The following is a 12,594-nucleotide window of genomic DNA, read 5'->3' as shown; positions in this document are numbered from 1 at the left end:
GGTCTCAATTTAATCTACCGGTAATAAATATGGATCATGTACAAACTTGGACACTTGCTGGGTTTCTCGCTGAGCTACAACGAATCACGGAACGTATGCCTGACCGACGTTTTGTTTTCATTTTGGGGGCTGGTGCTTCTATCCAATCTGGTGTTAAGTCTGCTCATGTTCTTGCTACTGAATGGATGCAAATCATCCACCATAGAGAAATTGAAACACAAGCCGAGTTTGATGAATGGTTAAATCAAAACCCATTAAAAATTGATGAATGGGAACCAAGAAATTTAGCTCTTTTTTACCCGACCATTTTTGAACACTGTTTTTCTGGTGACCATGAAGCAGGTTATGCTGCTCTAGAGAGCGCAATCGAACCAGGCAAACCCAGTTTTGGTTATGCTGTACTAGCATGGATAATGACCAACACCAACAATAATATGGTGATTACAACTAACTTTGATAACTTAGTTGCAGACTCACTCTATCTATATGGCCAGCGAACGCCTCATGTTATCGGCCACGAGTCTCTTGCCGGCTATTTAAAGCCATTGGGAGGTCGACCCATGGTTGCAAAGATACATCGTGACTTATTTACTGATCCAATAAACGATGCATCTGGTACCGGTGAACTCAAAGCTCCATGGATAAATGCGCTAAAAAGTATCTTCAAGTTCTACACACCTATATTCATCGGCTATGGTGGTAACGATGGTAGCTTGATGAATTTTCTATCTGCTCTTTCTCCAGCAGACATTAGCGGAAGACCTTTCTGGTGTTACTATGAACCAGCAGGAAAACCTAGCGAAGCAATTAAAAGACTTCTCCAAAAGCATAAAGGGATTTTGATCCCTACTTTAGATTGGGATACCTTGATGCTTTCAATTGGTAATGCTTGGGGTTACCAGCACCAAAGTCAGATAGATGCGCTGGATAAGCACATTTTGTCGATGAAGGATACTTTACAACAACAAATATTACAGACCTCTCAAGACGGTAGTTCCGCAGTAAAAGAAAAATTAAAACCATCTCCTAAAGACGATCAAAGTAAATCTTGGCTTGATTGGGCATTAGAAGCTCAAGCGGAAGATAATATTAATAATAGAATGTCAATTTATGATAAAGCCTTGAATGAGCTACCCAACTCATCAAAATTACATATCCAATACGCATCCCTACTACGCCGTTTAGATCGAGGTGATGATGCTGAGAAACATTATTTGAAAGCTATAGAAATTGATCCAGAAGAAGCAATTGCTCATCATAACTATGCTAATATACTAGCTGCTTCTGGTAGGAAGGATAAAGCAATTCCGCATTTCATAAAGGCGATAGAAATAGCTCCTAATGATGCAGACTATCATAATAGCTATGCTTCTTTACTAAGCGATATAGGTCGTTTTGATGAAGCTGAAGATTTCTATAAAAAAGCAATAACACTAGACCCTAACGACCCCTTTCTATACTGTTCATATGCTGATTTCTTAAATGATCTAGGTCGTGATTCAGAAGCTGATGATGTATTTAAAATGGCATTAAATACTGGCCAGAATGATGCTTTTACGCATAATCGATACGCTGGTTTTTTGCTGCAAAAAAATCGTCTTGAAGAGTCCGAACTGCATTATAAAAGGGCTATAGAGATAGATCAAAAATATGTATTTGCTCTGAATGGGTACGCTTATTTATTACTTAATACTGGTCGCCAAGATGAGGCTGAAAAACTTTATAAAATGGCTATAGAATTAGAACCGGAAAATAAATTCACACATAATAATTACGCTAAGTTATTGTCTGATACAGGAAGATTTGATGAGGCTGAACAACACTTTAAAAAAGTCATCGAAATAGACCCTAATAATCAGTATGCTTATCATGAATATGCTCTTTTATTACGTAAATTAGACCGTACAGATGAAGCTGAAGCACTAGTAGGGTCAATGAACCATCAAACATCCTCAGGCGTTCACATAAATTGATTCTCCCGCCATAAAGGCCAGCCGAATTCCCCCTCCGGTTGGCCGCCCCTGCTTCATGGCAACCACAAAAAGCTGGGACACCCACCTCTTTGACAACCACATAGCTGGCTGCTTGGCTTGATACATCACTGTTGAGGACATTGCCATGACCATTGCCCGTTCACGCCAGATCAGCCTCGCCGATACGCCCTATTACCATGTGGTCAGCCGCTGTGTCCGACGGGCCTTTCTCTGCGGTCAGGATGAGCACTCCGGCCAAAGCTACGAACACAGGCGCCAATGGGTTGCCGACAAGCTGGGCCAGCTGTCGCAGGTCTTTGCCATCGGCATCTGCGCCTATGCCGTGATGAGCAACCACTATCATCTGGTGCTCAAGGTGCAAGCCGATATGGCCAATGAGTGGAGCGATCGGGAGGTGGCAGAGCGCTGGGCCCGCCTGTTTCAGTGGCCCTTGCTGGTAAGGCGCTGGTATCAGGGTGATGAACTGATAGAGCCCGAGCTGGACGTGGTGCACCAGCTAATAGCCCAGTGGCGGGAGCGCCTCTATTCCATCAGCTGGCTGGTGCGCCTGCTGAATGAGTCGCTGGCCCGCCAGGCCAATCAGGAGGACAGCTGCAAGGGGCACTTCTGGGAGGGACGCTTCAAGAGCCAGGCCCTGCTCACCGAGTCGGCACTATTGGCCTGCATGGCCTATGTTGACCTCAACCCCATTCGGGCCGGCATTGCCACTACGCCGGAAGAGAGCCATTTCACCAGCATCCAGCAACGAATTGAACAGACAGCGGATCCCGTCAATCCGACCCCATTGCTGTTGCCTTTTGCCAAGGAAGGCAATGAAGCCCTTCCCTGCAGTTTTGCCGACTACCTGACCCTGGTGGACTGGACAGGACGCGCGATCCGCCTGGATAAGTGTGGCCATATCCCGCATCATCTTGCCCCCGTCTTGCAACGCCTGGGTATGCATGAGGAGCAATGGTTGGGACAGGTCACTCTGTTTCGACGCCACGGCATCCGGGCGGTTGGTGACAGAGTCTGCTGCCAACGTTATGCCGAGCATTGCGGCCAGACCCGATGTTACCAACCCCATTTATGACATCAGCTTGGTGTACACCTTGATGAACTTCTGACACCAGCCTCGTGCCCGCACCGAGGCACAATAACCCCTTGCCGCCGAGTAGCCCTTTCCCGTACTTCAACCAATCGATCCTATCTGTCGCCGCTCTCCCCGATGATGTTCCATGCTCAGCGACCCTCAAATCAGCCAACCTGCAAACGCGCCTCTTCTGGTTATTCATCTTCCCCCAAGGTGGATGTCCCAAAACAAAGCGAGAACCGCTGCGGCGCGTATAGGCAGCTCGCCGATTTAGTCATATCTTGTCAGGGCGGCTCTGCCAGGGTGACAGAGCCCCTTCACGAGGTGCAACGATGAAACGAGCAATTCAGGCCGCCCTGCTGGCCGTCACCATGGCCGCCGCCGGTGCGCAGGCCGCCGACAAGATCACCACGGTCCCGGTGCAGTTTGCCAAGGGGGCCCACAGCGCCCAGCTCAAGGGCAGCTTCGCGGGCTACGACACCATCCACTACACCCTGGTGGCCAAGGCGGGCCAGACCATGACGGTCAAGATTGGCGGCAGCAGCAACGCCAACTTCAATGTCTTCGCCCCCGGTGCCCAGCCCGGTCAGGCCGAGGCGCTGGGCCGCAACGATGGCGATGGCCAGTGGCAAGGCGCCCTGCCCGCCTCCGGCAAGTACCTGATCCAGGTCTATCAGATGCGCGCCTCCGCCCGTCGCGGCGAGCAGGTCCCCCACACCCTGTCGGTCAGCATCCAGTAAGCCCCGCCAACGCGATGCCCGAGCAACCACCGTCATGCCCCCATTCCGGGCTGGGCATGACGGCGGCCTGCTGGTAGGGTGATGCCATCAATTAATCAACGACCGAGGCACTATGCAACGCAAGACCCTGGCCCTGCTGCTGGCCAGCCATCTGCTGGTGGGAGCGGCGGGCTTTGCCGCCGGCATCTATGCCCTGCCGATCCTGATAGCGCCTGCCGCACCGAGCAGTGAACAGGTGGCGGCCAGTCAGCAGCAGGCCAGTTTCAGCGGCACCTTTCGCCGGGATCTGAAAGAGAGCGATCGGCTGCACTGGGGCGAAGGCCAGGTGAGCATAGGGCCAGATGCCATCAGCCTGATGGGCAAGCTGGCGCCGGGGCCCGACTACCAGCTCTATCTGTCGCCGGAATTTGTCGAAACCGAAGCGGACTTTGCCCGCCTGAAGCCACGGATGGTGCGGGTCGGACCGGTGAAAACCTTCGACAACTTTATCGTGCCGCTCCCCGCCAATATCGATCCGGCCCGCTACGACAGCGTGATCGTCTGGTGCGAGACCTTCGGCCAGTTCATCACCGCCGCCCGCTACCGCTAGCCATGCGGTCGGTTGCCGACCCCCATAAAAAAACGGCGCCGCAAGGCGCCATTTCGTCTCTGTCTGCTGCATCAGCCCGGCGGAAAATGGCCGCCAATGCTGATTACGCTGACCTGCTGCAGGGTGCTGTTGATGGTAAAGGCGACCCTGTGCTCCTGACTGAGGCGGATCGTGTAGATCCCCTTGTGCTTGCCGCCCAGCTGTTCGTAATGCATGTCGCCCACCTTGTCGGCGGCGTTCTTGGGGTCCGTGCCTCGCACTATCTCCCGCCGCCACTCGTGGTACTTGCTCATGGCCGACGCCGTCACGGCTACGTGCTTGTCCTTGTTGTAGAGGATGCGGGGTTGGGAATCATCGATAGTCCATGCCATAGCCAGCTCCTGTTTTGGCTCCAAAAAGAACCAAACTATAGTGCACACCCGCCAGCCGGCCAGCCCGCCCAACCCCAACCTGTCTGTCTGAGTCACAATCTGGCATGCAAAACGGCGCCATCAGGCGCCGTTTTTTGTCGCAGCCTGCCGCGGCAGACCGGGGGGAATTCAGCCCCTTCAGCCGGTATAGACAGGCAGCAGGCCGGCCATGTTGAGCAGGTGGAAGGCGGCGGTCAGCACCCCGAACAGGAAGACGCCGACGATCATCGGCATGCCGCCCGGTGCGCGGAAACCCTCGTCCTTGCCCTCCTGCTTGCCGGTGCGCACCTTCCAGGCCAGCAGGGCCGGGATGATGCAGGTCCACAGGGTGGCCACGGCGCCCGCGTAGCCGATGGCCATCAGGAAGCCGAACGGGAACAGCAGGGAGAGCAGCAGCGGCGGCAGGAAGGTGGCCGCCCACGACTTGGCGCGGCCGCCACGGCCGTTGTCGAACTTGAACAGATCCGCCAGATAGTCGAACACCCCCAGACCCACACCGATAAAGGAGGAGAGGATGGCGGCCATGGAGAATAGGTTGAGGGCGCTGGAGACGGCCTCCGACTCTATCACCGAGGCCAGCGCCTTGAGCAGCACGTCGACGTTGCCGCCCTGGGCCACCACGGGCCCGAACTCGCTGCGCGGCAGGTTGCCGAACACGCTCACCAGCCAGATGAGGTAGAACAGCAGTGCTATGGCGGTGCCGCCGAGGATGGCGTAACGGGCGCGACGCTCTTCACCGTAGTAGGCGCGCATGGACGACACCGAATGGTGATAGCCGAACGAGGTGAGCGCCACCGGCAGCATGGCTAGGGCATAGGGGGCATAGCTGGCGTGCTGGCTCAGGGTATCGAACAGCAGGGTCGGCTTGATGTTGAGCGACAGGCCCGAGATGCCGAACACGAAGCTCAGCCCCATGGCGATGACCAGCACCACTGAGATGCGATCCACCGCCCGGGTCGAGTGCCACACCAGGCCGGAGAAGCCCAAGGTAAACAGGATGGATCCCCAGTGGCTGCCGATACCGGTCATGCCATCTATAATGAGGCCGGCCGAGGTGATATAGGCGTAGAGCAGTATGCCGCCGACAAAGTAGACGGTGAGGTTGTTGAGGACGTTGACCTTGTCCCCCAGCAGTTCACGGGTGACGGTATCGAACGACACGCGCAGCGGGTAGCCCTGATAGGACTCCAGCAGCATCCAGCCGGACACCGTCATCACCACCATGGTCAGGGTGATGGCCAGCACCGACCAGATGGTCCAGGCACCCGCCCCGGCACTCGGCAAGCCCAGCATGCCGGCCCCTACACAGACGCCGGCAATGATGCATGCCCCGCCCACCAAAGATGGTTTCTGTCCCATTTACTTCTCCAAAGACGATTGTGGATCTGGTCGCGACCGCGGACCGTTGCATTTGCTACGCCGGTTGTCATGGTAGATCGCGCTCATCTATGTGCCGGCGCCCAGTGCTTGTTGCTTCGAAAGCGAAGCAAGGTGGTTAAGGCGGGCTGCCGGCCCGACACGGCAGCAGGGCCGCCATGTCGGGCAGGGACTTTACCCTGCTACCCCTCAGGTATCAAATGCGGGTGCATCTTCAGAGCGCCCGGCGGCCCCTCAACAGACAGCCTGCAACTGGCGCATCGGCACTCAATGAGCCAGTTGCGGCAACAGCTGCAGCAGCTGGGCGCGATCCGCCAGCGGCGTCTGGCTGACCCAGATACCCAGCAGGCCGTAGGAGAGCAGCGGCAATATCAACAACAGCAGGCAGAGCAAACCCAGCAGCCAGCGGGGCTCAAGCCTGCGTGCCTTGCTGCCAAGGTGCAGCGCATCGGCCCGCTTGGGGCAGGCGGTGATGCAGCTCATACAACTGGTGCACTCCAGGCTCTGCACCGCGATCAGCTGGTGCACCTGGATGCGGGACGGACAGGCCCGGCTGCACTTGTCGCAGTCATGGCCAGCACTTCGCAGGCAGCGGGCCGGGTCACGCCGAATGCGCAGCGGTGTCAGCAGGCCGAGTAAAGACAGCCAGGCGCCATAGGGGCAGAGGTAGCGGCAGAAGCCCTGGCGGAAGGTGGCGGTGAGCAGCAGCACCCAGCCGAGGCAGAGGCCCGAGATCAGGGTCAGGTTGAAGAAGAAGGCCCCCATCTTCATGTCCGCCGCCTGATGGTAGGGGCTGGTGAAGTAGCCGGGCAGGGCGGCGCCTGGCACCGCGATCAGCACGATAAACAGCAGGAAAGCCAGCACCAGGAATTTCTGGGAACGCAGCACGGCATCGAGCCAGCGCGGCGGCGTCCACTCCCCCACTATCCATCGGCTGCGCAGGCCGTGCAGCCACTCGCCCACCAGCCCGAGCGGGCAGAACCAGGCGCAGAAGGCCCGCCCCAGCAGCAGGGCCGACAGGGAGAGCACCAGTACCGTGACGGTGGCCGCCGGATGATGGGGATCCACTATGCCCTGACTGAGCCAGGCCCGCAGCCCGAGCCCGCCGGCGATGGGCAGGAAGCCGTCCACCACGTCCGGGCGCATCAGCCAGGGGGTCTTCCCCTGCCCCAACTGCCAGATATGCAGGCCGTACTGCACGGTCACCAGCCCCCAGCAGAGCAGCAGCAGATGGCGCGCGCGCGCCCGCAGCGACTGGCTGTTGATCCCGCTGAGTGCCGGCAGCGGTCGGTATCTGTGCCACAGGGCGAGGGGGACGACCACCAGCCCCAGCGCGAACCAGAGCAGGCTGTCCGCCGCCACCAGCCAGATCAGGCCCAGCAGGCCGAGGGCAAGACGCCACTGCCAACCAGTGCGCGCCTGCCACCCCAACAGGGCCAGATAGACCAGGCCAGCCACCATGGTCATCGCTTCAATCAGGCTCATGCATCTCCCTCATAGCACTCATTCGGATAAGGGGGCAGGATAACGAACATCTGAGTTGATTATTTTGATCTGCATGGGCAGAGGGGGACATTCGCGCCCAATGCCCCTGGCTAGGGTTGAACCTTATGCCTTGCGGCTGTTGAACAGCGGCTGGTCCGATTCGGCCTGCTCGGCCCAGAAGTGGATGTTGAAGCGGGCATCCTCCGACAGCTCGACCCTGTGCCAATACTGGGGCGGGCTGGTGGCAAACTGGCCGGCATGGATCACCAGGCTTATCTCAGGCTCCTCGGCCTGCTCGTCGGCAAAGCCGTGATAGGTGACTGTGCCCTCCATCACGCAGAGCTGACCGAAGACGCCGGCTGCGGTGTTGTGATGGGTGAGCAGGGCTGCGGGTACGCTCTGGCGGGTGAAGAAGGGGGTGGAACGACGCACCACCCAGTGGGCAGGAATAAGGTGCAGTGACATAGACATTCTCCTAAGAGTGCCGGTCGGCCCGGCCTCAATCGATAAAGTGGATCAACGGGGCAGCTGACGCAGCAGCGGGAAGGCGGCACTCATCTGATCGCCCCCCACCACGAAGCCGCACAGCTCGCCATCCTCGCCGTGCGCCTCGGCCACCATGCCGTGGCTGTTCCAGCGGCACTGCCAGGCGAGATCCTCGCCCTTGGTGCGGCCCGCCAGCTGCAAGGGATAACGCGGCGTCTTCACCTTCACCAGCATGGGCGGCAGGGTCAGCGGGGTTGGCGTGCCAAGCAGAGTACGCGCCAGCGCATTGGCCCCCAGCACTATTGGTTGCAGGAAGGGGAGCAGCTGGTCCCGCCACTGCACGCAATCACCCAGTGCGAATATATGGGGATCGCTGGTCTGCAAGTTGTCGTCGACCAGGATGCCGCGCTCCACGTCGAGCCCGGCCCCCCGGGCCAGGGCCAGATTCGGCCGCAGGCCGATCGCGGCGATCACCAGATCCTGCTCGCTGGTGCTGCCATCGGTCAGGGTCACCCGCCAGCCGTCGCCGGGCTGGGCGTCTATCCTGGCGATACCCAGCCCGAATTGCAGGCTGACCCCCTGACTGCGCAGCGCCTGTTGCAGCGGCGGGGTCAGGGCGGCCGGCAACAGGGCGCTGAGCGGGCTGTCGGCCAGATCCAGCAGGGTGACCTCGCGACCATCGCTCGCCATGTCCATCGCCAGCTCGCAGCCGATGAGGCCAGCCCCCAGCACCAGGATGCGGCGGGCCTGCTGGATTAGCCCCTCGGCGGCGGCGTACTCCTGCTGGCTGTTGAGGGTCACCAGATGCTCGCTGCCCGGTATCTCGGGGCGCGCCGCGCTGGCGCCGGTGGCCAGCACCAGCTGGCCGTAGGGGAAGCTGCCCTGCGAGGTCAGCACCAGCCGCCGGACGGGATCGATACCGAGCACGGGGCAATGGGGCAGCAGCGCGATGCGCTGCTGCTCGGCAAAGTCGCTGCCGCTCTGCCGGGTCATGGCCGCGGCGGCGCAGCCCCGGCTCACCACGTGGCTCAAGTCCGGCTTGTTGTACTCGTCGCCGCTGTCGGCTGTGATGAGGCGGATGGGCTGCTCACCATCCAGCTTGCGCAGGCTCTTGACCAGCTGCTGGGCGGCGAAGCCGCTGCCGATCACCACGATTTCCCGGCTGATGCCGGCGTCATTCAGGGTTGCAGCGTTCATACACAGGCCTCCACGGCGCAGGGTTCGAATACCTCCTTGCCGATGCCGCAGCCGGGGCAGAGGAAGCTGTCAGGCACCTGGGCCCAGGGAGTGCCCGGTGCCACCAGCTGATCCGGCTCGCCCAGTGCCGGGTCATAGACCCACTGGCAGACGACGCAGAGCATGCTCTGGTCATCGTCCAGCGTGCTGGCGGCCGGGGTGGCGACACGCGCAACCGGCACCTCGATCACGGGCGCCGTCACTGCGGCGTTATTTGTGATGATCGGGCGGGGTGCCTCGAGCGGGTGCAGCGCCCACTGGCGGGCCAGCTGGCGCCCGTGCTCGCGGCAGTCGGCCAGGGCCGAACCATCCGGGCGCCACTTGGCCTTGAGGGAGATGCTGATGTCGAAACCCGCATCCATCAGCCGGGTCTGGATGCGGTCCACGGCGCCGCCGGTCCAGCCGTAGCTGCCGAAGGCCGAGGCGCGCTTGTTGCGAAAGCGCAGGCCGGTGATCTCCTCCAGCATGCCCGCTACCTTGGGCATCATGACGTTGTTCATGGTGGAGGAGCCCACCAGAATGCCCTTGGAGCGGAACACCTGGGTCAGGATCTCGTTCTTGTCGTGGCGCGCCACGTTGAAGATCTTCACCGCCACGCCCGGGTCCACCTCATGGATGCCCTGGGCGATGGCGTCCGCCATCATGCGGGTGTTGTTGGACATGGAGTCGTAGAACAATGTGATGCGGTCTTCCTGATACTGATCCGCCCACTCCAGGTATTTCAGGATGATCTGGGTGGGGTCCTCGCGCCAGACGATGCCGTGGGAGGTGGCCACCATGCTCACCGGCAGGTTGAAGCCGAGCACTTCCTTGATCTTGGCGGTCACCAGCGGGCTGAAGGGGGTCAGTATGTTGGCGTAGTAGCGCTGGCACTGCTCCATCAGCTCGGTCTGATCCACCTCGTCGTTGAACAGGTGCTCGTCGCAGTAGTGCTGGCCGAAGGCGTCGTTGGAGAAGAGCACGGCGTCCTCAGTCATGTAGGTCATCATGCTGTCGGGCCAGTGCAGCATGGGGGTCTCGATGAAGACCAGCTGCTTGCCGTTGCCTATGTCCAGGCTGTCCCCTGTCTTGACCGGGTGGAAGTTCCACTCTGGATGATGATGATGGCCTGTGATGGAGTCGATGGCGTTGTGGGTGCAGTAGATGGGGGTGCCTGGGATGCGGGCCATCAGCTCGGTCAGGGCGCCGGCGTGATCCTCCTCGGCGTGGTTGATCACCACGAAGTCGATGGAAGCGAGATCGATCTCCGCCGCCAGGTTCTGCACGAACTCCCGGCTGAACTTGTGATCGACGGTATCGATCAGCACGTTCTTCCCTTCGCGGATGAGGTAGCTGTTGTAGCTGGTGCCCTTGTGGGTCTTGTACTCGGTGCCGTGAAAGTCGCGTACCTCCCAGTCCCGTTGACCGACCCAGTGAATGTTGTTTTTGACGTGAATGCTCATCAAGTTGTTCCTCAGAATGCAATAGCGAATGTGCGACTGAACGAACTATTGCAGTTGACGTGCCAACTTATAAGTTATTGTTTTTACTAGAAACACACATAGAGCATTGTCATTTAGACAGCTACTATTTATAGTCAAAACCACAAACACACTGTCATTTGGACAATCACCTTGATCTCGACCGACAGCCTGGCGCGCATCGCCCTCGACCTGCAACTCGGCATCTCCCACCAGGACCGCTTTCACCGCCTGATCCAGAGCGTGCGCAGTCTGCTGCACTCGGACGCCTCGGCCCTGCTGCGCTACGAGGGGGGGCAGTTCATCCCGCTGGCCATCGACGGCCTGATGCAGGACGTGCTGGGCCGCCGCTTCGCGCTGGCGGACCATCCGCGCATGGAGGCCATAGCCCGGGCCGGCGACGTGGTGCGCTTCCCCGCCGACAGCAACCTGCCCGACCCCTATGACGGCCTGCTCCCGGATCACGACGACTTCAGGGTGCACGCCTGCGTCGGCCTGCCACTGTTTTCGGATCAGACGCTCATAGGCGCCCTGACCATAGACGGCATGAATCCGACCCAGTTCGACGGCATCAGCGACGAGGAGCTGCGACTGGTGGGCGCCCTGGCCGCCGCCGCCCTCAGCAACGCCCTGCTGCTGGAACGGCTCGCCCGCCAGAGCAGCGAGCCCCTCGCCCCCTCCAGCCAGAATGGGCCGGACCAACCCGAGATGATAGGCCGCTCCCCCGCCATGGAGCGGCTGCGCCACGAGATAGCCGTGGTGGCGAGCTCGGAGCTGAACGTGCTGATCCTGGGGGAGACGGGGGTCGGCAAGGAGCTGATCGCCAAGGCGGTGCATCAGGGTTCACCCCGCGCCAGCGCGCCCCTGGTCTATCTCAACTGCGCCGCCCTGCCGGAATCTGTGGCGGAGAGCGAGCTGTTCGGCCACGTGAAGGGGGCCTTCACCGGCGCCATTCACAACCGGGCGGGCAAGTTCGAGCTGGCCGACAAGGGCACCCTGTTCCTGGACGAGATCGGCGAGCTCTCCCTGCCGCTGCAGGCCAAGCTGCTGCGGGTGCTGCAATACGGCGATCTGCAGCGCATCGGTGACGACACCCCGCTCAAGGTGAACGTGCGCATCCTGGCCGCCACCAACCGGGATCTGAAACAGGCGGTGGTCGAGGGGCAGTTTCGAAGCGATCTCTACCACCGTCTGAGCGTCTTCCCGATCCACGCCCCGGCGCTGCGGGAGCGACCGGACGACATACCCCTGCTTGCCGGTTATTTTTGCGAACGCTGCCGGGTCAGCCTGGGGCTGGAGCGGCTGCGCATCCAGCCCAGGGCGCTGCAACTGCTCGCCAGCTACGACTGGCCGGGCAACGTGCGGGAGCTGGAGCACGCCATCCACAGGGCCGCCGTGCTGGCGCGGGCCGAACAGGGCAGTCAGGCCCCCGCGCTGGATTGCCACCACTTCAACCTGGCGGCCACCGGCGCCCCCTCATCCAGTCGCATCCCTGTGGAACAGGCAGCGCAGCAGATGACGGCTGGCATTGGACTGCGCACGGCTACCGATGCCTTCCAGCTCCAGCTGATCGAGCAGACCCTGGCGGCCCAGCAGGGCAACTGGGCCGCCACCGCCCGGGCGCTTGAGCTCGACGGCGGCAACCTGCACCGGCTCGCCAGACGGCTCGGGCTCAAGGCCTGATGCTGGCGACACCCCACAAACAAAAACCCCCTCGGTGACGAGGGGGTTTTTCGTGGTGCCGA

11 protein-coding genes are annotated in these 12,594 nt (G+C 60.0%); 5 read left to right on the top strand and 6 right to left on the bottom strand.

All coding sequences use genetic code 11. From position 1 onward, the window contains the following. Positions 1 to 29 precede the first annotated feature (29 nt). The 4 genes from AACQ95_RS05690 to AACQ95_RS05675 all read left to right on the top strand — a co-directional run bounded on the left by AACQ95_RS05690 (position 30) and on the right by AACQ95_RS05675 (position 4,395). Complete coding sequence (locus tag AACQ95_RS05690) at positions 30 to 1,973, top strand: tetratricopeptide repeat protein (RefSeq protein WP_241280915.1); 1,944 nt, start codon at positions 30 to 32, stop codon at positions 1,971 to 1,973. 145 nt (positions 1,974 to 2,118) lie between these two features. Beyond that, positions 2,119 to 3,066, top strand: coding sequence for a transposase (locus AACQ95_RS05685; RefSeq protein ID WP_195879734.1), 948 nt, complete (start codon positions 2,119 to 2,121; stop codon positions 3,064 to 3,066). A gap of 332 nt (positions 3,067 to 3,398) precedes the next feature. Beyond that, entirely contained in the window at positions 3,399 to 3,806 is a 408-nt protein-coding gene (locus AACQ95_RS05680) for a hypothetical protein (RefSeq protein WP_005307387.1), read from the top strand. A gap of 112 nt (positions 3,807 to 3,918) precedes the next feature. Continuing rightward, positions 3,919 to 4,395, top strand: coding sequence for a DM13 domain-containing protein (locus AACQ95_RS05675; RefSeq protein ID WP_241280913.1), 477 nt, complete (start codon positions 3,919 to 3,921; stop codon positions 4,393 to 4,395). Positions 4,396 to 4,466: 71 nt separating this feature from the next. On the opposite strand, the gene AACQ95_RS05670 is transcribed toward AACQ95_RS05675, so the two are convergent. The 6 genes from AACQ95_RS05670 to norV form a co-directional block, all read right to left on the bottom strand. Continuing rightward, positions 4,467 to 4,766 (bottom strand): hypothetical protein, encoded by a 300-nt coding sequence (locus AACQ95_RS05670; protein WP_005307369.1) that lies wholly within the window; start codon positions 4,764 to 4,766, stop codon positions 4,467 to 4,469. 177 nt (positions 4,767 to 4,943) lie between these two features. Continuing rightward, on the bottom strand, positions 4,944 to 6,164 hold the full coding sequence (locus AACQ95_RS05665) for an aromatic amino acid transporter (RefSeq protein ID WP_241280912.1): 1,221 nt from the start codon (positions 6,162 to 6,164) through the stop codon (positions 4,944 to 4,946). Between the two features lie 285 nt (positions 6,165 to 6,449). Next, complete coding sequence (locus AACQ95_RS05660) at positions 6,450 to 7,667, bottom strand: 4Fe-4S binding protein (RefSeq protein WP_241280910.1); 1,218 nt, start codon at positions 7,665 to 7,667, stop codon at positions 6,450 to 6,452. 123 nt (positions 7,668 to 7,790) lie between these two features. After that, entirely contained in the window at positions 7,791 to 8,132 is a 342-nt protein-coding gene (locus tag AACQ95_RS05655) for a DUF1971 domain-containing protein (protein WP_241280909.1), read from the bottom strand. Positions 8,133 to 8,183: 51 nt separating this feature from the next. Continuing rightward, positions 8,184 to 9,350, bottom strand: a complete 1,167-nt coding sequence (gene norW, locus AACQ95_RS05650; RefSeq protein WP_241280908.1) for an NADH:flavorubredoxin reductase NorW — start codon at positions 9,348 to 9,350, stop codon at positions 8,184 to 8,186. Further along, a complete protein-coding gene (gene norV / locus AACQ95_RS05645; protein ID WP_241280907.1) occupies positions 9,347 to 10,831 on the bottom strand; it encodes an anaerobic nitric oxide reductase flavorubredoxin in 1,485 nt (494 codons plus the stop codon). The genes norW and norV overlap by 4 nt, the downstream gene beginning before the upstream one ends. Before the next feature lie 171 nt (positions 10,832 to 11,002). On the opposite strand from norV, the gene norR reads away from it, so the two are divergent. Next, entirely contained in the window at positions 11,003 to 12,532 is a 1,530-nt protein-coding gene (norR, locus tag AACQ95_RS05640; protein WP_241280906.1) for a nitric oxide reductase transcriptional regulator NorR, read from the top strand. The last annotated feature ends 62 nt before the right edge of the window (positions 12,533 to 12,594 follow it).

The sequence above is a fragment of the Aeromonas sp. MR19 genome, assembly GCF_963899305.1.
In the GTDB taxonomy this organism is placed as follows: domain Bacteria; phylum Pseudomonadota; class Gammaproteobacteria; order Enterobacterales; family Aeromonadaceae; genus Aeromonas; species Aeromonas bestiarum.
The sequence above is the reverse complement of the archived record's forward strand: the minus strand, read 5'-3'. Positions and strand labels throughout refer to the sequence as shown.